Origin of the sequence: Enterobacter sp. WCHEn090032, assembly GCF_003986875.1 — a bacterium.
GTDB classification, from domain to species: Bacteria; Pseudomonadota; Gammaproteobacteria; order Enterobacterales; family Enterobacteriaceae; genus Enterobacter; species Enterobacter sichuanensis.
The window spans coordinates 44,026-66,538 of record NZ_RXRN01000001.1; the positions used below are offsets into that span (position 1 = coordinate 44,026).

21 protein-coding genes and 1 pseudogene are annotated in these 22,513 nt (G+C 56.0%); 7 read left to right on the forward strand and 15 right to left on the reverse strand.

What is annotated here, in order from left to right:
• Positions 1 to 37: 37 nt before the first annotated feature.
• Positions 38 to 1,126: a 4-oxalomesaconate tautomerase gene (locus EKN83_RS00205; RefSeq protein WP_126800086.1), complete on the reverse strand. Its 1,089-nt coding sequence runs from the start codon at positions 1,124 to 1,126 to the stop codon at positions 38 to 40.
• Positions 1,127 to 1,280: 154 nt separating this feature from the next.
• On the opposite strand from EKN83_RS00205, the gene EKN83_RS00210 reads away from it, so the two are divergent.
• The 3 genes from EKN83_RS00210 to EKN83_RS00220 all read left to right on the forward strand — a co-directional run bounded on the left by EKN83_RS00210 (position 1,281) and on the right by EKN83_RS00220 (position 4,049).
• Positions 1,281 to 2,210, forward strand: coding sequence for a LysR family transcriptional regulator (locus tag EKN83_RS00210; RefSeq protein WP_095449021.1), 930 nt, complete (start codon positions 1,281 to 1,283; stop codon positions 2,208 to 2,210).
• Between the two features lie 146 nt (positions 2,211 to 2,356).
• The gene (locus tag EKN83_RS00215) at positions 2,357 to 3,034 is read left to right on the forward strand and encodes an isochorismatase family protein (RefSeq protein WP_260591093.1); all 678 of its coding nucleotides are present in this window, start codon (positions 2,357 to 2,359) and stop codon (positions 3,032 to 3,034) included.
• Positions 3,035 to 3,095: 61 nt separating this feature from the next.
• On the forward strand, positions 3,096 to 4,049 hold the full coding sequence (locus tag EKN83_RS00220) for a GlxA family transcriptional regulator (protein WP_126800088.1): 954 nt from the start codon (positions 3,096 to 3,098) through the stop codon (positions 4,047 to 4,049).
• Positions 4,050 to 4,058: 9 nt separating this feature from the next.
• Here EKN83_RS00220 and nhoA read toward each other — a convergent pair whose 3' ends face one another.
• Complete coding sequence (gene nhoA, locus EKN83_RS00225; protein ID WP_126800089.1) at positions 4,059 to 4,895, reverse strand: N-hydroxyarylamine O-acetyltransferase; 837 nt, start codon at positions 4,893 to 4,895, stop codon at positions 4,059 to 4,061.
• A 108-nt stretch (positions 4,896 to 5,003) separates the two neighbouring features.
• On the opposite strand from nhoA, the gene EKN83_RS00230 reads away from it, so the two are divergent.
• On the forward strand, positions 5,004 to 5,576 hold the full coding sequence (locus tag EKN83_RS00230; RefSeq protein ID WP_095449024.1) for a flavin reductase family protein: 573 nt from the start codon (positions 5,004 to 5,006) through the stop codon (positions 5,574 to 5,576).
• A 409-nt stretch (positions 5,577 to 5,985) separates the two neighbouring features.
• Here the strand turns inward: EKN83_RS00230 and fusA are convergent, their stop codons facing one another.
• Positions 5,986 to 8,085, reverse strand: coding sequence for an elongation factor G (fusA, locus tag EKN83_RS00235; RefSeq protein WP_126800090.1), 2,100 nt, complete (start codon positions 8,083 to 8,085; stop codon positions 5,986 to 5,988).
• Positions 8,086 to 8,245: 160 nt separating this feature from the next.
• Here fusA and EKN83_RS00240 point away from each other — a divergent pair, with 160 nt between their 5' ends.
• Positions 8,246 to 8,545, forward strand: coding sequence for an ArsR/SmtB family transcription factor (locus EKN83_RS00240; RefSeq protein WP_025760192.1), 300 nt, complete (start codon positions 8,246 to 8,248; stop codon positions 8,543 to 8,545).
• A gap of 42 nt (positions 8,546 to 8,587) precedes the next feature.
• Here the strand turns inward: EKN83_RS00240 and EKN83_RS00245 are convergent, their stop codons facing one another.
• Positions 8,588 to 8,824, reverse strand: a complete 237-nt coding sequence (locus EKN83_RS00245) for a tautomerase family protein (RefSeq protein ID WP_025760193.1) — start codon at positions 8,822 to 8,824, stop codon at positions 8,588 to 8,590.
• Positions 8,825 to 8,885: 61 nt separating this feature from the next.
• Here EKN83_RS00245 and EKN83_RS00250 point away from each other — a divergent pair, with 61 nt between their 5' ends.
• Positions 8,886 to 9,347 carry a winged helix-turn-helix transcriptional regulator gene (locus EKN83_RS00250; RefSeq protein WP_126800091.1) on the forward strand — a complete coding sequence of 154 codons (462 nt, stop codon included), beginning with the start codon at positions 8,886 to 8,888 and terminating at the stop codon, positions 9,345 to 9,347.
• 34 nt (positions 9,348 to 9,381) lie between these two features.
• Here EKN83_RS00250 and EKN83_RS00255 read toward each other — a convergent pair whose 3' ends face one another.
• Positions 9,382 to 10,707, reverse strand: coding sequence for a 2-hydroxycarboxylate transporter family protein (locus EKN83_RS00255; protein WP_126800092.1), 1,326 nt, complete (start codon positions 10,705 to 10,707; stop codon positions 9,382 to 9,384).
• Positions 10,708 to 11,123: 416 nt separating this feature from the next.
• On the opposite strand from EKN83_RS00255, the gene EKN83_RS00260 reads away from it, so the two are divergent.
• Entirely contained in the window at positions 11,124 to 12,809 is a 1,686-nt protein-coding gene (locus EKN83_RS00260) for an NAD-dependent malic enzyme (RefSeq protein WP_126800093.1), read from the forward strand.
• Between the two features lie 44 nt (positions 12,810 to 12,853).
• Here EKN83_RS00260 and EKN83_RS00265 read toward each other — a convergent pair whose 3' ends face one another.
• The 10 genes and pseudogenes from EKN83_RS00265 to EKN83_RS00315 all read right to left on the reverse strand — a co-directional run bounded on the left by EKN83_RS00265 (position 12,854) and on the right by EKN83_RS00315 (position 22,469).
• Positions 12,854 to 13,855, reverse strand: coding sequence for a Kdo(2)-lipid IV(A) acyltransferase (locus EKN83_RS00265; RefSeq protein ID WP_126800094.1), 1,002 nt, complete (start codon positions 13,853 to 13,855; stop codon positions 12,854 to 12,856).
• Positions 13,856 to 14,033: 178 nt separating this feature from the next.
• The gene (pptA, locus tag EKN83_RS00270) at positions 14,034 to 14,264 is read right to left on the reverse strand and encodes a tautomerase PptA (protein ID WP_126800095.1); all 231 of its coding nucleotides are present in this window, start codon (positions 14,262 to 14,264) and stop codon (positions 14,034 to 14,036) included.
• 37 nt (positions 14,265 to 14,301) lie between these two features.
• Positions 14,302 to 14,919 carry a glutathione S-transferase family protein gene (locus EKN83_RS00275; protein WP_025760199.1) on the reverse strand — a complete coding sequence of 206 codons (618 nt, stop codon included), beginning with the start codon at positions 14,917 to 14,919 and terminating at the stop codon, positions 14,302 to 14,304.
• Between the two features lie 41 nt (positions 14,920 to 14,960).
• Positions 14,961 to 15,848: an ABC transporter substrate-binding protein gene (locus EKN83_RS00280; protein WP_126800096.1), complete on the reverse strand. Its 888-nt coding sequence runs from the start codon at positions 15,846 to 15,848 to the stop codon at positions 14,961 to 14,963.
• 9 nt (positions 15,849 to 15,857) lie between these two features.
• Positions 15,858 to 16,631, reverse strand: coding sequence for an amino acid ABC transporter ATP-binding protein (locus EKN83_RS00285; RefSeq protein ID WP_045285033.1), 774 nt, complete (start codon positions 16,629 to 16,631; stop codon positions 15,858 to 15,860).
• On the reverse strand, positions 16,615 to 17,541 hold the full coding sequence (locus tag EKN83_RS00290; RefSeq protein ID WP_126800097.1) for an amino acid ABC transporter permease: 927 nt from the start codon (positions 17,539 to 17,541) through the stop codon (positions 16,615 to 16,617). Before EKN83_RS00290 ends, EKN83_RS00285 begins: the two co-directional genes overlap by 17 nt.
• A gap of 9 nt (positions 17,542 to 17,550) precedes the next feature.
• Complete coding sequence (locus tag EKN83_RS00295; protein ID WP_045285035.1) at positions 17,551 to 18,060, reverse strand: GNAT family N-acetyltransferase; 510 nt, start codon at positions 18,058 to 18,060, stop codon at positions 17,551 to 17,553.
• Positions 18,061 to 18,069: 9 nt separating this feature from the next.
• Positions 18,070 to 20,333 (reverse strand): annotated as a pseudogene (locus EKN83_RS23425) (NtaA/DmoA family FMN-dependent monooxygenase).
• A gap of 16 nt (positions 20,334 to 20,349) precedes the next feature.
• Positions 20,350 to 21,471: an amidohydrolase gene (locus tag EKN83_RS00310; RefSeq protein WP_126800099.1), complete on the reverse strand. Its 1,122-nt coding sequence runs from the start codon at positions 21,469 to 21,471 to the stop codon at positions 20,350 to 20,352.
• Entirely contained in the window at positions 21,468 to 22,469 is a 1,002-nt protein-coding gene (locus tag EKN83_RS00315) for an LLM class flavin-dependent oxidoreductase (protein ID WP_095449033.1), read from the reverse strand. Before EKN83_RS00315 ends, EKN83_RS00310 begins: the two co-directional genes overlap by 4 nt.
• Positions 22,470 to 22,513: the final 44 nt, after the last annotated feature.

Below are 22,513 nucleotides of genomic sequence, written 5' to 3' on the forward strand. Positions count from 1 at the left end.
AATTCGTTGTGTAAGACAGATATTTTTTGGACTTTATTTAATCAACTTCAGAGAGCATTTTCTCAGGTACGCAAACAACGCCTTCAAATAATTTACGTGAAGTGCGAATAACCGCCGCACGGGTATTTTCGATATTGTTATCTTCCCTCAATAGTGACACCGATATTTTTCCACTTGGATGCTCGATATCAATAATATTGGTGAAGCGTTCCTTTGGTCGGTCGGCGATGATTTTCGCGGCGACGGAGCCTTCAATGAGCGTCGCGGTCGAAATACCAATTGATCCGGTAATCGCCAGTGATTTATGACAGGTGTGTGGCATGAAATAGCGCACCTGAAGCGTTCCGCCGTTACGCGCCTTGCTGAGCAGAACCGGTTTAGGGATCACTTTGTTGGACACGTCCCCTAAGCCCATCGCGGCGCCAGCCTGACGACGCAGATGTTCCAGTCGTTCTTTAAAGGCCTTATCAGCGTCCAGCTCTGCGGGTGACTCTCTTCCTGTTTTGCCCAGGGCTGAGGCGTCAATCAATACCATGGGCATCGCCATATCGATACAGGTGACTTCTATCCCGTCGAATTCGTTTGTCACGCTGTCCGTTGGCAGTAATTTTCCTGTTTTAGAACCCGCAGAATTCAGGAATGTTAAGCCAATGGGCGCAGCGGTACCCGGCACACCGTCAATCTGGGTATCGCCTTCATACACGACCCGGAAATCTGGCGTTTGCACTTCCGCATCAACCAGAGTGCCGGTATTAAGATTACGGATCCGCACCGTCGTTACCGGGCTTTGCGCCTTCACCAGCCCTTTTTCTATCGCAAAGGGCCCCACGGCACAAAGCATATTGCCGCAGTTGGGCGTGGTATCGACGCGACGTTCGTTGACCATCACCTGTGCAAAGAGATAATCCACATCAGCGTCCGGGCTGTCGGAAGGACTAACGATGGCCACCTTACTGGTTTGCGGGCTTCCTCCGCCAATACCGTCAATTTCAAGTTCATGGCCCGCGCCCATCAGGCTGAGTAAAACCGCATCACGCGCTTCGGTTTCCGCTGGCAGGTCGCTGGCCAGAATAACGGGACCTTTTGATGTCCCGCCACGCATTAATACACATGGGATCTTAAGCATGTCTTTTTCTCATTTCACTTTTATCAGGAGCGCAATAAGGTTTTCACACTCCAGTTGATAACTCTAATGTCAAAAAAAGCGGGATTAATACGTTTTGCACATTAATAACCCTTGCGTTATCGTGGTTTAAGAAAAGCGAAAATGGGATGCAGACATGCAACATGAATTACAGGGAATACAAGCGTTTGTAAAAATTGCAGAAATCGGATGTTTTACAAAAGCGTCGCAATTTCTTCATATTTCACAACCGGCGTTAACACGAAGAATTCAAAAACTGGAAGAAAGTCTGGGTACCATGCTGTTTGAGCGTTCAACGCGCAGCGTCAAGCTCACAACGGTGGGAAGAGAATTTTTACCTAAGGCAAAGAATTTAATCGATTTTTATGAAAGCTCAGTCCTGAGTATTAAAGAGATGGCGACGCATCAGGCAGGGGTTATTACGGTTTCCTGTATCCCTACTGCCGCCTTCTATTTCCTGCCTTCCGTGATACGAGATTATAACAATGACTACCCAAACATCCGGATCCGCATCCTTGAGCACAGTGCCAGCGATTGTCTCGAAGCGGTTTTAAATGGCGACGCAGATTTCGGTATAAATATGATAAACATCACACATCCGAATATCGATTTTGCCCCGCTGGTGAACGAACCTTTTGTTCTGGCATGTCGCCGCGACAATGAACTGGCGAAAAAACCGCTGGTGACTTGGGACGATCTGGCAGGCATGAAGCTGATTGGGGTCAGGCGTTCCAGCGGGAACCGTTCGCTTATCGATCAGGCGTTCGAGAAAATGGCCTGGAAACCGAACTGGTTTTATGAAGTACGTCATCTGTCAACGTCACTGGGGATGGTGGAAGCGGGTCTCGGCGTCTCTGTCGTTCCCAGCCTGGCGATGCCGACAGATGAACATCATATTCTGGTCAGCCGTCCGCTGATTGAACCCGTCATACGCCGCACCCTGGGGCTGGTACAGCGCCGGGAAACAACCCTAAGCCCGGCGGCGGAGAAGTTCCGGGAGATGGTTTTACATCTGTGGTCCGGTGAAAACCGCAGCCCCTGGATTGGCAAATTTACGCAGTTGTAACCGTCTCATATTGGCCCAAAAGTACCGGTATTGGTGTTCCAGGTGACTCCTGTCGTTGATGACTGTGCGAAATAATGGCTCCCGAACAGAACACAGAGGGAATTCACGTGAAGATATCCATTTTTCGTACGGCATTGCTGATTGGCATGATAAGTACGTTTTCCACTTACGCTACCGAACAGGAGACACCCCGGATGAATAGCAAAACAATTCGCGCGATGACGGGCGCAACGGCAACGCAATCTTTATCTGCTTCTGACACTGCGTTAATCGTCGTGGATATTCAAAACGAATATTACGCATCAAACGATTTTCGCGGTCAGATGGTTATCCCGGATGGCGAGAAAGTCCTTAAGAATAGCCAAAAACTGGTCAGCTATGCCCATCATATCGGGCTGCCGGTATACTTCGTGCGTCATCTGGGGCCGAAGGATAGCCCCCTGTTCGCCGAAGGATCTGTCTATGCGCAATTCCATAAAGATCTGCAACCTTCCGACCAAGACACTATTATCACCAAAACGACTCCCAGTTCTTTTGTTGGCACCGATCTGGATGCGCAATTAAAGAAAAAAGGGATTAAAAAAGTAATTGTGATTGGTCTGATGACGCATATGTGCATTTCGTCAACTGCACGTGACGCCGTACCGCTGGGTTACAGCGTGATTATTCCAGAAGATGCAACAGCAACACGCGATCTGGATGATGGTCAGGGTGGCGTGGTGGATCACAAAACACTGCAACGTGCGGCATTAGCCGGTGTTGCCGATGTATTCGCTGAGATAATGACCACTGAAGACGTTATAGCACTGCCAGTCACAAAATAAGACCGGACTTAAACCCTGTCGCCAGCCAGACTTCTATACTGGCTGGCACATGGAGGCTGATATGACGTTGAAAATTGGTATTGTGGTATTTAATGGCATCATCCCTTTTCACCTGTCGGTGCCGTATGCCGTGTTTGAGAAAGCGCTGACGCCGCAAGGTGAGCCACTTTGTCAGCTGGTTGTTTGCGCCACGACGCCTGGTGTGCTTAAAACCAATGCGGGTTTTTCTATCGTCGTTGAGCGCGGGCTGGATGCGTTGGCCGGAATGGATATGGTCATCGTCCCAAGCTGGGATGTTCCTGAGCATGCTCCTGAACCAGAACTTTTGCAGGCCTTGCAAAATGCCCATGCCGCAGGAGCACGTATTGTCGGTTTGTGTATGGGCGCGTTTGTTGTCGCGGCCGCCGGGCTATTGAAAAACCGGCCTGCGACAACGCACTGGCGATGGGCAGCTGACTTTCAGCGCCTTTACCCCTGTGCGCAAATGAATAATGACGTACTTTATATCGATGATGGTGACGTTGTCACTTCTGCAGGAACAGCGGCCAGTATCGACTGCTGTCTGCATCTGGTGCGTCAGGCATGGGGAGCAGAAGTGGCAAACAGCGTAGCGCGTTTGCTGGTTGTACCGCCCCATCGTCAGGGTGGACAGCGACAGTATGTCGAATTACCGGTTCAGAATACGCGTCGCGGGGATAATTTCACCAACGCGCTGGCCTGGGCAACGGAGAACCTTGCGCTCGCCCTCACGCTGGACTGCGTGGCGGAAAAGGCCTGTATGAGCCGCCGCAGCTTTACCCGGCGTATTCAGCAAACAACCGGGGAGAGTTTTTCGCGCTGGCTACTGAACCAACGCATTAGCGTCGCGCAACGCTATCTCGAGAAAACTGACCAGCCGGTGGATGACATTGCCGAGCGCGTCGGGTTTCCCTCGACAACCTCCTTGCGTCGTCACTTTAACAATCGACTGAATACATCGCCTTCCCGCTATCGACGCGAATTTCGCGGCCGATAGCGGTCCAGGTTATTTCCCGTGCGTATCAAAACCCGCCATCACGGCCGTCAGCTCTGCCAGTGAAAAACCGTGTTTCGCATCATCAACGCCCAGCCCAAAGCGCGTCTGCATCAGTTGATACAGCGCCGCGGCATCGGGGAGATGGATCTGCTCCTCCACATGGCCGTTCTGCCAGTGGGTAAAGTTGAAGTTGGTCAGCGTCAGCTTGCCGCCGTCCGGCAGATGGCGACACATCAGCAGATGGTGACGGAAATGCGACTGCGGCCAGTGCGCTGACCAGAAATTCCCCATCACATAATCACTGAAATACTGCGTTGTCAGGTCAAAATGGTACATCGACTGCCAGTGGTCGTGATGGCGGAACTGCAGCACCCAGTCGTTGCCTTCGCTCAGCAGACGATACAGCCCGTGCGGCGTCTCCTGTTCTTCGTTAGCGAGCAGACGAATCGGCGCCGTCAGCGTCTGACCGCCAAACCCAACGTCGGCAATCCAGCGCTCTCCGTTAAGCTCAACCAACAGCAGGCGGTGCGTACGCGGCGGCATTTGCGACGGATTAGCTAATACCACGCGCCCGAGCACGCTACGCACCGTGAACCCGACTTCACGCAGGACGCGCTCGAACAAGCCGTTTTGCTCAAAGCAGTATCCCCCACGTCGCCCTGTCACCAGTTTGTCGACCAGGCACCCATCGTCAAGCTGGATTTCGCGCGGCAGGACGACATCGATATTCTCAAAAGGGATCGCACAGTTGTGATGCAAATGCAGCGCGCGCAGGGTGTCGATATCAACAGAGGCCGGCTGCTTCCAGCCGATGCGAGCGTAATAGGCAGTCAGAAAGGGGGACATATATCAGTTTCCTTTGATAGTGATGCTGTGTTTATAAACTAATTCTACGCGTCCACTTTGATTTCCGTGCTTTTTCTGCATACTCATCTTTGTAGATGAGGAGATCCTATGAGTCACTTTCGCCCTGTTGAATTACGGCATGCCAGCCGTCTGCTGAACCACGGCCCCACCGTACTTATCACCAGTCGGGATGAAACCCTGGACAGACGCAACGTCATGGCCGCCGCATGGTCCATGCCTGTGGAGTTTGAACCGCCGCGCATCGCTATTGTGGTGGATAAAAGCACCTGGTCGCGCGAACTGATTGAACGCAGCGGGAAGTTTGGCATCGTCATTCCCGGCGTGGCTGCAGCCAACTGGACCTGGGCGGTGGGTAGCGTCAGTGGACGTGATGAAGACAAGTTCAACTGTTACGGGATCCCGGTGGTAGACGGTCCCGCGCTCGGCCTTCCCGTCATAGAAGAAAAATGTCTGGCGTGGATGGAGTGTCGGTTATTACCCGTCACATCCGCAGCAGAAAAATACGATACGTTGTTTGGCGAAGTGGTTTCAGCGGCAGCTGATGAGCGTGCGTTTGTCGAAGGACGCTGGCAGTTTGACGGTGATAAGCTGAATACACTGCATCATCTTGGGGCCGGAACGTTTGTGGCAAGTGGGAAGATGGTGAAGGCGCTGGATTGAGAAATCCCTCTCCTACAGGACTGAGGCCCTGTAATTTTTTTCCCAAAGCGATGAACGTTGCTTAAGAGAAATGAATAACTTATAGCGATGCTCTGGTCCGGCTGTAAATCGCTGAGGCGTTTCCTGCAGGCCGGGGCGAGGCGCATGGATGCGCCGAGAGGGCGGGCTTTACAGGGACGTTACCTCCGCCCGTACCCGATAAGCCGAAAGGAATAAGCCGAAGGTACCGCGAAGCGGCGATTTACCGCCGGGAGCCCGGGTCGCCAGGGCGGTGGCGATTGAGCCGCCCTGGCACGTTCACAGGTATTGTCGCTACAGAGTAGCAAGGAACATAAAGTGAACGGAATGACCACCACAGCCGTATGTTCCCCCTCACCCGCCCTCTCCCTCAAGTGAGAGGGCGACCGTACTACTTCGCACGCCGCGCAATAATCTCATCCGCCACATTTCGCGGAGCTTCCGCAAAATGATGGAACTCCATCGTATACGTCGCGCGTCCCTGGGACATCGAGCGTAATGTCGTGGCGTAACCAAACATCTCCGCCAGCGGTACATCCGCGCGAATGATCTGGCTTCCGTACTGCTCTTCCATGCCCTGAACCATGCCACGACGGGAAGAGAGATCGCCCATAATATTGCCAGCGTACTCTTCGGGTGTTTCCACCTCCACGTGCATGATCGGCTCAAGGATCACCGGATCCGCCCTGCGCGCCCCCTCTTTAAAGCCGAGGATAGCCGCCATGCGGAAGGCCATCTCCGAGGAGTCGACATCGTGATACGAACCAAACGTCAGCGTCGCTTTGACATCGACAACCGGATATCCGGCCAGCACACCGCTGTTCATGGCTTCACGCAGCCCTTTCTCAACGGACGGAATATACTCGCGCGGCACCACGCCGCCCTTGGTGGCATCTTCAAACGTAAAGCCACTGCCGGGCTCGGCCGGCTCCAGACTCAGCACCACATGACCGTACTGCCCTTTCCCACCGGACTGACGGACAAATTTGCCTTCGATATCCTTCACCGCTTTACGCAAGGTCTCACGGTAGGTGACCTGCGGACGGCCAATGTTCGCCTCGACGCCGAACTCACGCTTCATGCGGTCGACGATAATCTCCAGGTGCAACTCTCCCATCCCGGAAATAATGGTCTGACCGGACTCTTCGTCAGTATGCAGGCGGAAAGAGGGATCTTCCGCTGCCAGACGCTGCAGGGCGATCCCCATTTTCTCCTGGTCACCTTTCGTTTTCGGCTCGATAGCCAGCGAGATAACCGGATCGGGGAACTCCATGCGTTCCAGGGTGATCACCGCATTCGGGTCCGTTAAGGTGTCACCCGTGGTGACATCTTTCAGCCCAACGCAGGCCGCGATATCTCCGGCGCGCAGTTCGTCCACCTCATGGCGATCGTTGGCATGCATCAGCACGATACGCCCGATCCGCTCTTTCTTCCCTTTCACCGGGTTATACACCGCGTCGCCTTTGCGCAGCACGCCAGAGTACACGCGGATGAAGGTCAACTGGCCGACATACGGGTCACTCATCAGCTTAAACGCCAGTGCGGAGAATGGCTCATCATCGCTGGGATGACGCTCAGCGTGTTGCCCTTTTTCATCCACACCGTCGATAGCGGGCACGTCCAGCGGCGAGGGCATCAGCTCAATCACCGCATCGAGCATGCGCTGCACGCCCTTGTTTTTAAACGCGCTGCCGCACAGCATCGGCTGGATTTCACCCGAGATGGTGCGAATACGCAGCCCTCTGATGATTTCCGCTTCGTCCAGATCGCCCGTTTCCAGGTATTTATCCATCAGTTCGTCGCTGGCTTCCGCCGCCGCCGAGACCATTTTTTCCCGCCACTCCCGGGCGGTATCCACTAAATCATCCGGCACGGGCGCGTAAGTGAACACCATCCCCTGCGTGGCATCGTCCCACAGAATGGTGCGCATCTTGATGAGATCCACCACCCCGGTGAAGTGCTCTTCCGCGCCTACCGGGATCACAATCGGTACCGGATTCGCCTTCAGGCGCTCCTGCATCATCCGCACGACGCGGAAGAAATCGGCACCCGGACGGTCCATTTTGTTGACGAAGGCCAGACGCGGTACGTGGTATTTATTCGCCTGACGCCAGACGGTTTCGGACTGGGGCTGAACGCCGCCGACGGAGTCATACACCATCACGGCGCCGTCGAGGACGCGCATGGAACGTTCCACCTCAATGGTGAAATCCACGTGCCCCGGGGTGTCGATAATGTTGATCCGGTGCGGTTCAAAGCCTCTGTCCATACCCGGCCAGAAGCAGCTGACGGCCGCGGAGGTAATAGTGATCCCGCGCTCTTGCTCCTGCGCCATCCAGTCGGTTGTTGCCGCGCCATCGTGTACTTCGCCCAGCTTGTGGCTCATCCCGGTATAAAACAGGATGCGCTCGGTGGTGGTCGTTTTACCGGCATCGATATGCGCGGAGATACCGATGTTACGATAACGTTCGAGAGGAATGGGTCGGGGCATGATATTTCCTTAGTCTGTATGACGTCTCTGTGACGACCGGGATGGTCGCTTACTCATTCGTTTGCTATAATAGTCCTATTGTACGAGTATTATCGAACTATTTTTTAAAGGTTGACCTATTGTTGATATAGCTCAATCTGACACCCTGCGCAGGAAAACGATGATCCCTAACCATCCCGAAACTGAACAAATATTGCTGGAAAATGTGCTGTTTGCCCTTGGCAACCCGCTCCGGCTGTCGATTATTCGCCGCCTGTCCGATGGCAGCGAACTCAGCTGTAATGCGCTGCGTCCGGATGAAGTGGTGAAATCCACAATGACCCATCACTGGCGCGTGTTGCGCGACAGCGGGGTGATTTGGCAACGTCCACAGGGACGAGAAAATATGATCTCCCTGCGCAGAGAAGATCTGGATGCCCGCTTTCCGGGGCTAATGGAGATTTTGCTGCGTACGCCGTAACCCCGGTCGTGCCGGGAGGCGATTACGCCTCCCGACTTTGCATCAGGACGGCTGTGTTGTCGCGAATGTCTTCGCAATCATTTCAGCGGTTGGCTGTAATCCTCCGAGGCTCCACTGCTCAGGGTCATGCTCATCAATACGGATCCAGACCGAGCGACGGAACTCAGGATCCCCTCTCCCCTCGATTTCCACCATCAAGTCCGTCATCCGGCGCAGCAGCTCGCTCTTCTGCTCGTCGTTCATGATCCCTTTAATCGTTTGTACATTCACAAAAGGCATTGTATTCTCCCTAATAACCAAGGTCTAAAAATCATACTCAGATTAGAAAGGAAAACCGCCGGTGTCAAAAGAAAAATCGTTGCCTTACCTCTCGCCCGAACTGTGCGGTCTGGCTGAAGGGGCAAAAATCGTGGGCGATCAATGGATTTTGCTGATCCTGAGGGAGGCGTTTTACGGCGTGACGCGCTTCGAAACCATGCGTAGCCATACCGGGATCACGAAACAAACCTTAGCGACGCGTTTGAAACTGATGACGGAGCTGGGGCTGCTCTCCCGAATACCTTACCGGGAAGAAGGGGCACGGGAACGCTATGAGTACCAGCTTACCGAAAAAAGCCGCACCCTTGCCCCGGTACTTCTGGCGCTGATGGAATGGGGACACAGACAGGTGTTACACACCGCACCGCATTTAACGCTGGTGGATAAAGAGACAGGCGAGCCGTTGCATATTGGCTATGTGAATACGCAGGGTCATGAGGTGAAACCCCACCAGGTGCAGATTGTGCCGACACCAAAGGGGTAAGCCCGGCAACGTCACCCGGCTTACCCGCAGCACGTTACATTATCCACCCCATCAGCAGCGTGGCGATGATCACCGTCGACGCGCCGCCGATGCGGGTCGCAATCTGTGCAAACGGCATGAGGGACATCCGGTTAGAGGCGGACAAAATGGCCACGTCCCCTGTCCCGCCCAGACCGCTGTGGCAGCAGGTGACAATGGCCGCTTCCACAGGATACATATTCAGACGCGACGCAATAAAGTAGCCGCTCAGCGCCATCGCAATCACCACCGAACCGCACACCACCACGTACCCCACCGAGAAGACTGAGACCACGCTCTCAAGCGGCACGTATAACATCCCGAGGCCAATCATCAGCGGCCAGACCAGCGCAGCGGAGACAAATTTATAGCAGCTGTGCGCCCCCTGCTCCATGGAGGCCGGGATCACGTTGAAGTATTTGCACAGCACGGCAATCAAAATCATCAGCACCGGGCCGGGAATGTGGACCAGTTTTTCAAACAATCCGCCGACGATGAAAAACGCGCACACCATCAGTAATCCGCCCCCCATCAGATGAAAATCCGTCTGTTGAGCACTTTGCGCCCCGGCAAACAGGCTGGTGTCTTCTTTACTGCGCGTGAGCATGCCGTTTCCTGAAAGCGCCGGACGTTTGGTCCCGAGACGCGCCAGCGAGCCTGCACACACAATGGCGAAAATATTCCCCACGACCGCAGCGGGTGCCAGTTGCGCAACAAAAACATCCGGCGTTTGTCCCAGTATGGCCGAATAGGCCAGGGAGAGGGGCAAAATTCCCTCGCCAATCCCGCCGCCAATGATAGGCACAATGATAAAGAAGAAGGTGTGGTAAGGCGTATAACCAAACAGTGAGCCCACAATGAGCCCGGTCAGCACCGCCATGAATGTCCCCGCCACCAGCGGAACAAACATGCGCATCATCCCCTGAATGAGCAGTATCCGGTTCATCCCCAGAATACTGCCGACCACCAGGCAGGCGATGACGAAATAGAGCAGATTCGCCTCCTTCATCAACAGATGCACCGTATCAAGGGTCTGTTTCCCGAAGACGCCAAAATAGACCAGCACAGAGGGGACCATCAGGCAGAGGATCGCCGGACCGCCGATGTCTTTCAGCAAGGGGATCTGACGCCCTACTTTGGCAAACGCGAAACCGAGCGTCATGATGACCGCGAGACCACCGATCATATTTTTCGGCAGCAGCCCTGCCCAGGCGGATGTCGCCACAATGGCGGCGATCCCGACAAACAGCATCAGCGGAACCGCGCCCACCTCGGTATTGTTGAGGCCAAAGGCGAAACGCGAGGACGACAGTTCAGAAGTCGGTACAGGATTATCTTTCATATAATCACCTGAAAATTGTGTTCGGATAAACAGAGAAAGGAATAAACTGGAATCTATTCCTGATAGCAATAAATGTTCTTTAATATAAAAATAATGACTTACGTGGCCTTTTCTTAAAACAGGCTCAGCGCGAAATTAACATGGAGAAACGCAGGGAAATGTGAACAACACAGCTCTTTTATTTTAAATAACTTAATTCATTATTATGTAACTAAAGTTAATGAAAGCCATCCAGGTAATCTTTTTGAAATTAATAAAACCAGAGAGATTGTGACCCTTATCACTCCTGCCCTGCAGGCGAACCGTTAGATTAGCGCTGCAACAAAACAGATAAAATACCGACATGAAAACCTCAAACTTCATGCCTGCCCGCTTGTTTTCTCAATCTGTTTTATTAATAAATTCAGGAGTTAACCATGTCCCGCAAAGAAGTTCTGTACACGCCCTATAATGGAGCCGTACTGCTGGAAAATCCGTTATTAAATAAAGGTCTCGCTTTTATTAAAGAAGAGCGCGATAATTTTAATCTGCATGGTTTATTGCCACACAACGTGGAAACCATTGAGGAACAAACCGAACGTGCGTGGATGCAGTTCTGCCATTTTAAAAGCGATATTTCCCGCCATGTTTATCTGCGCAATATTCAGGACACCAATGAAACCCTCTTTTACAACCTACTGCGTTCGCATCTGAAAGAGACGTTACCGATAATCTATACCCCGACCGTAGGGGAAGCCTGCGAGCATTTCTCTACCATTTATCGTCGTGCGCGCGGTTTATTTATTTCATGGCCAAACCGCCACCGTATCGATGAGATGCTGCAAAGTTTCTCGCGCAACGACATTCGGGTGATTGTCGTGACGGACGGGGAGCGTATTTTAGGGCTCGGCGATCAGGGTATTGGCGGCATGGGTATTCCGATTGGTAAGCTGTCGCTGTATACCGCCTGCGGAGGGATCCATCCGGCCTCCACTCTCCCGATTATGCTGGATGTCGGCACCAACAATCAGCAGCACCTGGAAGACCCGATGTACATGGGCTGGCGCCATCCGCGCATCACCGACGATCAGTACGCGGAATTTATGGATATGTTTATCAGTACCGTCAAGGCGCGCTGGCCGGATGTGCTGCTGCAATTTGAAGACTTTGCCCAGAAAAACGCCACCAGACTGCTGCAGCGCTACCGCGACCAGCTGTGCTGCTTCAATGATGATATCCAGGGCACTGCAGCCGTCACCGCCGGTACGCTGATTGCGGCGGCGCATGCCGCGGGCACGCGCATACGCGATCAGCGGGTGGTGTTCCTCGGCAGCGGTTCCGCAGGGTGCGGGATCGCCGAAAAAATTGTCGCGCTGATGGTGGATGACGGTCTGACCGAATCCGAAGCCCGCAACCGGATCTTTATGGTCGATCGCTTCGGCCTGCTGACCGACGACATGACCAACCTGCTCGATTTTCAGAAAAACCTGCTTACCGCCCGCGAAGCCGTTTGTCACTGGCCGGTAGAGGCGAAAAATATCTCGCTGCTGGACGTGGTGAAGAACGCGCATCCGACGGTGATGATTGGTGTTTCCGGCCAGCCTGGGCTGTTCAGCGAAGAGATTGTCAAAGAGATGCATCGCCACTGTTCGCGCCCCATTATCATGCCGCTCTCTAACCCGACGTCACGGGCAGAGGCACAGCCGCAGGATCTTATCGCCTGGACCCAGGGTGCCGCGCTGGTCGCCACCGGCAGCCCGTTCGCACCGGTATTCTGGGAGAATGCGCACTACGAGATCGCCCAGTGTAATAACGCCTATATCTTCCCGGGCCTGGGACTGGGTGTGCTGGCCTGTCATGCTCGCCGGGTGACGGAAGAGATGTTGATGGCGGCAAGCCGCAGCCTGGCCGCGCAGTCTCCGCTGGTGACGACAGAAAGAGGAGGATTGCTGCCACCGGTAGATCAGATTGAAACGGTCTCACGTCAGATTGCCGTTGCCGTCGCCCGCGCGGCAATTGCACAGGGCGTTGCCCCGGCAATAGATGATGAGGAGCTGATGGCGCGTATCGAGAAGACCTGGTGGCAGGCGGACTATGCGCCTTACCGCCGCTCCGCGCTGTAGCGCCGGTCACGCCCTCACCGCAGGGTGAGGGCGTCGCTGAGGTTTCAGTGCTGTACGCCTGAGCTGTCAGAAAAATCGCCGGCGGAGAGAATATCATGCCGTGTCGCCGTCTGTTTCTGGCGGGCATAGCGGTCTGGTACCCCTTCAGGACGCGTTTTGAAGCGACGGTGCAGCCACATATACTGCTCTGGCGCCATCCGTACCGCGTGCTCAATCGCCCTGTTCATCTGCGTCGCCACGGCTTCTTTATCGCCGCCCTGCAGCGCCTCGCTGATATCCTCAAGAATAATCAGTTCGTAACCTGAGCCGTCCGCCTTGCGCCGCGGCACGAAGGGGACGACGGCAGGCCGTGCGCTTTTGACCAGCATATAGCTGCCCGCCGTCGTGGCGGCATCCGGCACCGCAAAAAACGGCACAAAGACGCTATTGGTTTTGCCATAGTCATGGTCCGGGGCGTACCACAAGATTTCATTCTGCTTCAGCGAGCGGATCATGCCTTTTAAATCATGGCGATCGAGCATGGTTTTATTGGAACGCAGACGCCCGCGGGTCTGCAGCCAGTCCAGCAGCGCATTATTGTTGGGACGGTAGACCCCAATGCCCGGGTTAAGCATGCCAAAGATCCGCGCGCCCAGCTCAAGGGTAAGAAAGTGCATTCCAACGAGCACCACCCCATTCCCTTTCTCACGCGCCTTTTCCATATGTTCATAACCGGTCACGGTAAAGCATTTCCGCACCCGCCACGCAGGCCAGAACCAGGCCATTCCGGTTTCGATGACGCCCATACCTACCGATTCGAAATTACGCTGCAGCAAGGTTTCGCGCTCGTCCACGCTCATCTCAGGAAAGCAGAGTTCAAGGTTACGGCGGGCAATCGCGACGCGGCGAGGGAGTAAACGCATCGCCAGTCGGCCAAGGCCATGACCGATCCGGAACAACAGCGGATAAGGCAGCAGCATGATGAGCCACAGTGCGGCAATGCCTGTCCAGCTTAGCCAGTACCGGGGATGAAGAAAGGCGAGTGAAAACCGGGGTAATTTTGTCATCAGAAAATTATCCTTTAACGTGTCTGTCCTTAACTGATTCTGTTGAAGATCTTTCCTAAGGATTTATGAAATGTCAGTCAGAAACGTGAAGTGTAGCGGATAAGACAAAACGCATTTTTACGATTTTTGCGAAAAGCGGAAAGCCGGGAAGGACGAAGCCGCTCCCCGGCAGACGATCTTACATTGAATAGCCGGGCTTTTTGATCAGCTGGTCCAGCTTGGGTCCTATTTCGGTATCCCAGACCTGCGCTTTCCAGTCCTCGGGATTCACCTGGTTCAACGCCACCGACACTGAACTGTCTTTACTGTTGAAATGGCGAATAATCACCTCGGCAATATCCGCCGCCAGGGCGTTTTTTTGTTCGTCGTTTAAATCACGGGGAAAACATTTGATATCTACGTGTGGCATGTGCAGGCTTCCGGTTGTGAATGAGGGTTAAACGGTATCAGATAATATTGTTTGCCTTTAACACCTTGTGCAGTTCCGGCAGCTGACATACGGTGTCCGCAATGGCCGTCAGCTTCGGTGTATTTTCCGCAAACCAGGCGTGACGAGGTCCCCAGGTACGCGCCACGGTAATATACACATCCAGCAGCGTCAGCCGTTCACCCAGCGCAAACGGGGCCGCCCTGAGCTGGTTTTCGAACCACAAATAGAGAGATTTCCGGTACTCAATGCAGTTTTTCTGCAGCTGTTCCGGTGCGTCCGGCACCCAGCGTTCGGGATAATCCGCATACGTAAAGGTGGGATAGACGTTCGCCACAAACCAGATGAGCAGACGCTGAAACTGCTGACGTTCAGCCTGACCCACGGGCGGAGCCAGATCGGGACAACGGTCGAGCACCATCAGGGCTATTGCCGCCGTTTCGGTCATGATCGCGCCATTTTCCAGCTCCAGCGTCGGCACCTGACACAGCGGGTTCAGTTTTTGCAGTAACTCACGCTGCGGACCAGGCTGGTCAAACCCGTCCACGTTGATAAAGTGATAGGGAATATCTGCCAGGGTCAGCATCACTTCACTGATTGCCGAGCCCCAGCCGGGTACGCCATAAAGTTTAATCATGTTGCCCCCTCAGGAGTGAAAATCCTAAGTGTAGAGCACCATTAGTAGGTTATCCCAGGCGGGTTGACCTCCGATTGTTCCACCGCTTCGCCCTGCTCCCCCCAGCGCGCCAGCACTTTCTGGTACTCTCCGCGCTCAATCGCACCGTTGAGCGCGGCCTGCAGGGCATAAACCAGTTGATTGCCTTTTTTGGTCTTGGTGGCGACATAAGCTTTCTTCGGCCCCAAACCGACCACGCGGGTTTTGCCGGTCAGCGCCGCTTTATACGCCGAGACCGACTGCGGCCCGAAGAACACATCCGCCCTGCCGGACTGGATGTAAAGATTACCTGAGGCATCGTCGTGGAGATAAACCGGCAACGCAGGCTCGCGTCCGGCCTTTTTGTTCTCCTCGTTCCAGCCCAACAGGATACGTTCCTGATTGGTGCCCGAGCCGACAATCACTTTTTTACCCGCCAGGTCTTCCGAACGTTTAATCGACTGGATATCACTGGTCGACTTTACCGAAAACGCCAGCGAGTCGACGCGGTAAGTGGCGAAATCAAACTTCTCTTTACGCTGTTCGGTCACCGCAATGTTCACCAGCGCCACGTCGTAGCGCCCGGAGGCGATCCCCAGCGGCCAGTCTTCCCACGCCGTCGGCACCAGCTTCAGCTTCAGCCCCAGACTGCCCGCCAGCAGGCGGGCGATATCCGGGTCGCTGCCAATCCGCGTGCGGTTATCGCTGGCCAGCAGCGCCAGCGGCGGGGAGTTCAGCATCGAGATGGCAACCGTCAGCGTTCCCGGCTCAACAAATTTGTAACTGGCGGGGATCTTCGCCACAGCCTGCCGATCCACCGTCACCGGCAGCGGCTGCTCGTTGGCTTTTAAATCAATGCTGGCGTGGCTGGCGGCTGAAAGGATCAGCCCCGCCAGAAGTCCATATTTCATTGTCGCTCCTTACAGCACTTTAGAGAGGAACTGGCGCGTTCGCGGGTGCGACGGACGGTTTAACACCTCGTCGCTGCTGCCCTGCTCAACAATTTTTCCGTCGACCATAAACACCACCTGATCCGCCACTTCCCGGGCAAAGCCGATCTCGTGGGTGACCACCACCAGCGTGGTGCCGGACCGGGCCAGCTTCTTGATCACATCCAGCACTTCACCCACCAGCTCCGGATCGAGGGCCGAGGTGGGTTCATCAAACAGCATCACCCGAGGCCGCAGCGCCAGCGCGCGGGCAATGGCAATGCGCTGCTGCTGGCCGCCGGAAAGATGGCGGGACCAGGCGTCCGCTTTATCCCGCAGCCCCACCACATCCAGCAGGCTGTAGGCCCTTTCCACCGCCTCTTTCTTGCTGAGTTTTTTATGCGCGACCGGCGCTTCTATCAGGTTTTCCAGCACCGTGAGGTGCGGAAAGAGATTGAAGTTCTGAAACACATAGCCCACGTTGACCCGCTGCTTAAGGATCTCCTTCTCTTTCAGTTCAAAGAGTTTGTCGCCCTGACGGCGATAGCCAATGTAGTCGCCGTCAATCTGGATAAAACCTTCGTCGACGCGCTCCAGGTGGTTAATGGTGCGCAGCAGCGTCGATTTGCCCGACCCGGATGGCCCGAGGATCACCGTCACGGACCCTGGCGGGATCTCAAGCGTGACGTTGTCGAGGGCTTTATGGCGACCGAAATATTTACTGACGCCGGTAATCGAAATATGTCCTTCAGGAGAGGCTGGCATGGACGGGCTCCTGTGCTGGCGTGGCGGTAACAGAACGACTGCGCCGGGTGGCGCGGTTCTGGTTAACGGCAGAACGGCGTTCGCTACGGGCAAGTGCGCGTTCGACACCGTACTGGATAGCGGACAAGACGGTGGTAATCACCAGGTACCAGGCGGCCCCGACCATCAACAGCGGGATCACCTCCTGGGTGCGGTTGTAGATCATCTGAATGGTATAAAACAGCTCCGGCATCGCCAGGACGTACACCATCGCCGTGCCCTTGGCGAGGCTGATGATCTCATTGAATCCCGACGGCAGAATGGTGCGCAGCGCCTGGGGTAAAATGATGCGCACCGTACGACGCCAGGCCGGCAGGCCGAGTGCGGCCGCTGCCTCATACTGCCCGTGGTCAACGCCGAGGAAGCCGCCGCGAATAATTTCGGCGGTATAGGCGCTCTGTACCAGCGTCAGCCCCACCACCGCGGTGGAGAACTGCCCCAGCACATTGATGGTTTCAAAGCTGCCCCAGGTGATGCCGGTGAACGGCACGCCGAGCGAGAGCGTGTCGTAGAGATAGGAAAAGTTGTACAGGATGATCAGCACCACGATCAGCGGCAGCGACCGGAAGAGCCAGATGTAGGCCCACGCCAGGCTGCTCAACAGCCAGGACGAAGAGAGTCGCGCCAGGGCCAGCATGCCGCCAAACACGACGCTCAGCGCGGTGCCGATCAGCGTCAGCAGCAGGGTCTGACCGACACCGTCGAGGATCACCGGGTCGAAGAACCAGCGGGCGAACACGCCCCACTCCCAGCGCGGGTTAAAAGCCACGGACTGAATTACGACCGCCAGGACAAACAGCGCCACCGCGGCGCCGATGGTCCGCAGCGGATAACGCGCCGGGACCACCTTTATGGTTTCAACGTTGCTCATCGTCGTTCCTCATGCGGTTTTACTGAACGCTTCGCGTACCAGCGTTTTGGTGAAACGCAACCGACCATCAAACGGCGGCTGGCTATACTCTTCCGGATCCCGGTTCAGATCGAACTGCGGCTGATAGCCCTGGCTGAGATAGAGCCGGACCGCTTCCGGCTGGCGAAAACCGGTGGTCAGGTAGATCTGGCTATACCCCGCCAGCACCGCCCTGCGCTCCAGCTCCTGCACCACTCGCCCGGCAAGTCCCTGCTGACGCAGGGATTTATTGGTCCAGATACGCTTAATCTCTGCGGTCCGTTCGTCATAGGGCTTGTAAGCGCCGGTGGCGATAATTTCCCCGTCACGTTCAAGGACGATAAACAGTCCCTGCGGCGCTAAATACCATTCCGTCAGCTCCACTTCCGCATCTTTAGAGAAGTAGTCCCCGTAACGGGCGGCATATTCCCCGAACAGCCCCTCGATGATGGGCTGGAGTTCGGCATCTTCCGGCGAGACATCACGAAATTGTTCGCGCATAGCGCCTCCTTAATCACCCAGGCCAGCCGGGTTCACTTCTGACTGAGGAATGCGCTCAACCCCTTCCCCCCAGCGGTTCAGCACTTTGTCGTAATCGCCGTTTTTGATCACGCCGTTCAGCGCGATTTGTACCGGCTCGACCAGCCCGCTGCCTTTTTTCAGCGTCACCGCAATATGCGCCGCCTTCGGCCAGCCGCCGTCGACGCTACCCACCAGTTTGGTTTTGCCGTTCAGCGCCGCTTTCCATGCGCCAATCACGTTCGGACCAAAGTAGGCATCCGCACGCCCGGACTGCAGCGCCAGGGTTTGAGCCGCATCATCTTTGGTGTAGATCGGGGTAAAGGGTTTCAGCCCCTTCTTCAGGTTTTCCGCGTTCCATGCCAGCAGGATGGACTCCTGGTTGGTGCCGGAGCCCACGATAATCCGCAGCCCGGCGATGTCTTCCGCCTTCTGCAGCGAGGTAATAGGACTGGTGGACTTCACGTAGAAACCGAGGGAGTCTTTCCGGTAGGTGGCAAAATCAAATTTCTGTTTGCGTTCTTTGGTGACGGTGATATTGCTGATGGCCGCATCGTATTTGCCGGAGGCGACCCCCAGCGGCCAGTCTTCCCACGAGGTGGGCACCACGTTCAGCTCCAGCCCGAGGCTGTCCGCCACCAGACGAGCAACGTCGACCTCGCTGCCCAACAGCGTTTTGTTGTCATCGGAAAACACCGTCAGCGGCGGCTGGTTAAGCCCCGCCACCGCCACGGTAAATTTTCCCGGTACGGCAAAGCGATAGTCTTTCGGCAACCGGGCGATGGCATCGCCGTTTTTGGCGGTGTTGATCGGCGTTTTATTGGCCTCGATGCTCACGCCGGTGCCGTTAATGTTCACATTCTCTGCCCAGACGGCAGGGGTAAAGGCCAGCGCGAGCGCCAGAATAAGCGATGTTTTCTGCATAGCGGTGTTCTCTTTTATTGTTGTGTGAAGTGATTTTTCGGTTGGTCCAGACCCAGGCTTTCGCGCAGCGTGGTGCCCGGGTAGTCGGTGCGGAACAGGCCGCGAGCCTGAAGTACCGGCACGACCTGGTCCACAAAGCGCGGGAAGGTGTCCGGCGTGCCGCCCTGAATGATGAAGCCGTCGGCGGCATAGCCTTCAAACCAGGCCTGCAGACCGTCTGCCACCTCTTCCGGCGTACCGGAAAAGCGTGGACGCGGCGAAGCGGCTTCCAGCGCCACCTGACGCAGGGTTAAGTTGCGCTCGCGGGCGTTACGCTTGATCTCATCGGTGGTGCTGCGGAAGCTGTTTTTGCCTAAGTCGCCGATATCAGGGAACGGTTCGTCGAGCGGATACTGGCTGAAATCATGATGTTCGAAATAACGCCCGAGGTAATTAAGGGCATCATTAATCGACACCAGCGCCGCCGTGGTTTGATACTGGTTTTCCACGTCATCGGCATCTTTTCCCACAATCACGCTGACGCCCTGGAATATATGCAAATCCGACGGGCGGCGGCCGTGAGTTTCCAGCTGCTGTTTCACGTCGCGGTAAAAGGCTTTTGCCTCGTCGAGGGTTTCATGGTGGGTGAAAATGGCGTCGGCATGTTTCGCCGCCAGTTTTTTCCCGTCGTCCGACGCGCCGGCCTGAAAGACAATCGGACGTCCCTGCGGGGTACGGCCAATATTCAGCGGTCCGGCGACCTGGAAGAAATCACCGCGGTGATCCAGGGTGTGCAGTTTGGCCGGGTCAAAGAATTGACCGCTCTCTTTGTTGCGCACAAAGGCATCCCCTTCCCAGGAGTCCCACAGCCCTTTCACCACGTCGAGATACTCGTCGGCAATCCGGTAGCGCAACGCATGTTCAGGGTGTTTTTCGCGGGAGAAGTTCTTCGCCGAACCTTCCAGCGGCGAGGTCACCACGTTCCAGCCCGCGCGGCCATTGCTCAGATGGTCGAGGCTGGCGAACTGGCGGGCCGTGGTAAAGGGCTCGCTGTAGGAGGTGGATAAGGTTCCCACCAGCCCCAGGCGCGAGGTGATGCTTGCCAGCGCAGATAACACCGTTAACGGTTCAAAGCGGTTTAAAAAATGCGGGATCGATTTTTCGTTAATATAAAGACCGTCGGCAACGAATAAGAAATCGAGTTTGCCCTCTTCCGCCTTTAATGCCGTCGCTGTGACGAAATCAAAATTGATACTGGCATCGGCGATGGCCTCAGGGTGGCGCCAGGCGGACATATTCCCGGATGCACCATGCAAAATGGTCCCGAGCCGCAGTTGACGATGTGCAGACATATTCACCTCTTCAGAATTAAACGTGTTGCAGGGCTTTTTCCGCAAGCTGTGCAAAATAGCGGGCAGCGGGCTCGATTAATGCTTCGTCCGGATTAAACGCCGGGTGATGTAAACCATACGTACTGTTGCTGCCAATGCTGACAAACGCGCCGGGTATGGACTGCAGATAGACCGCGAAATCTTCCCCGCCCATGTGTAACTCGGCGTGCCGGGTTTCATAGCCCGCCTCCCGGGCAACTGAGGTGGCAAATGCCGCCCAGCGTTCGTCATTGACCAGTGCGGTGGGTCCGGCATACCAGGTAATATCAATCTGCGCGCTGAAGGCGCTGGCAAACCCGGCGGCAATCTCGCCCACGCGGGCTTTCACGTTCTGCTGTACTTCCGTGCGATGGGTACGCAGCGTGCCTTCCAGCTCGACGCTTTCCGGCAGCACGTTCCAGGTGTTGCCGCCCGCAATGCGCGTCACGCTCAGCACCACGGAATCCAGCGTGTTGACGTTGCGGCTGGCGACGCTTTGCAGCGCCGTCACCAGCTGGCTCGCCAGCACGATGGCATCGTTACCTTCATGCGGACGTGCGGCATGCGCGCCTTTACCGGTAATGCGAATCACAAAGCGGTCGACGTTGGCATAGAACGGCCCGCCGCGGGTGGCGAATTCACCGACCGGCAGGCCGGGCTCGTTATGCATACCGAAAATCGCGCTGACATCCCGCAGGGCACCGGCCCGCACCATGCTCTTCGCGCCGCCAAAGTTCTCTTCGGCAGGCTGAAACAGGATCCGCACCCGGCCGTTAAGCGAAGCTTCCCGCTCTTTCAGCTTTAACGCCGCACCGAGGATGACGCTGGTGTGGATGTCGTGTCCGCAGGCGTGCATCACCCCTGCCTGCTGCGAGCTAAACGGTACGCCGCTACGCTCTTCAATCGGCAGGGCATCGATATCTGCGCGCAGCGCAATCAGCTTGTTGCCGGAACCAATTTCCGCCACCAGCCCGGTCGGCAGATCGTAAGGCAGCGGCGTAATGCCCGCCGTTGTCAGCCACTGGCGCAGGCGTGCGGTGGTCTCGACTTCCTGACCGGACAGTTCCGGGTTCTGGTGCAGCTCGCGACGCCAGGCAATCAGTTGTTCGCCAAAGCTCATACGGTAACCTCCCTGTTAAGACGGGCCTCGGCCAGCAAACGCAGTGACGCCACGCGCGTGGCGCCGTCTGCTACCGGGGTATCAATAATAAATTCGTCAATGCCCCACGTTTCATGCAGGGCGTTAAGGTGTTCGAGCACGGATCTCGCCGTGCCGGCCAGCAGCGACTGCGCCCGACGCGCAATGCGCACTGGCTCACTCCCTGCCTGACGCGCGAACGCGTAAGCCTGCTCTTCGCTGGCCACCGTGACGCGCTGGCCGTTGGCCAGCTCCACGCCCCACACTTCCACCTTCTGCGCCAGCGCGTCTGCTTCGGCCTGCGTCGGTGCGACAATCGCCTGCACCGCCACAATCACATCGCGGACGCTGTTTTCACGCCAGGTGGCGATCACCTCGCGCAGCAGATCCGGATCGCCATTCAGGTGTGCGGCAAAAACAAAGTGCCAGTCGAGGCTGGCGGCCAGCAGCGCGCTTTCGCGACTCGCGCCGAGCAGAAAACCCTGCGCAGGCGACGGCGGCAGCGGCGTGGCCAGAACGGCTTCCTCCGTTGACTGATGCTCAGGACGGATCCAGCGGTCGAGCTGGGCCAGCTGTTCGGCAAAACTGCCCTTTTCCTGCTGATTCAGCCCCTGCTGCAGCGCGCGGGTCGAGAGCGGCAGACCGCCCGGCGCTTTTCCGACACCGAGATCCACGCGGCCTGGCGCCAGCGCGGCCAGAACGTTGAAGTTCTCGGCGACTTTATACGGGCTGTAGTGCTGAAGCATCACGCCGCCGGAACCGACGCGAATGCGCGAGGTTTGCCCGAGGATCCAGGCAATCAGCAGCTCCGGTGAGGGGCTGGCAAGTTGGGGAGTGTTGTGGTGTTCGGCAATCCAGAAGCGGTGATAGCCCAGATTTTCCGCCTGCTGCGCCAGCGCCAGGGTACGCGCCAGTGCATCGGCAGCCGTTTCGTGTTCAGCGATGGGGCTTTTATCCAGAATGCTGATTCGCCATGACATGTTGCGTTCTCGTTTGACTTAACATGTCGACATTATTAAAGGCG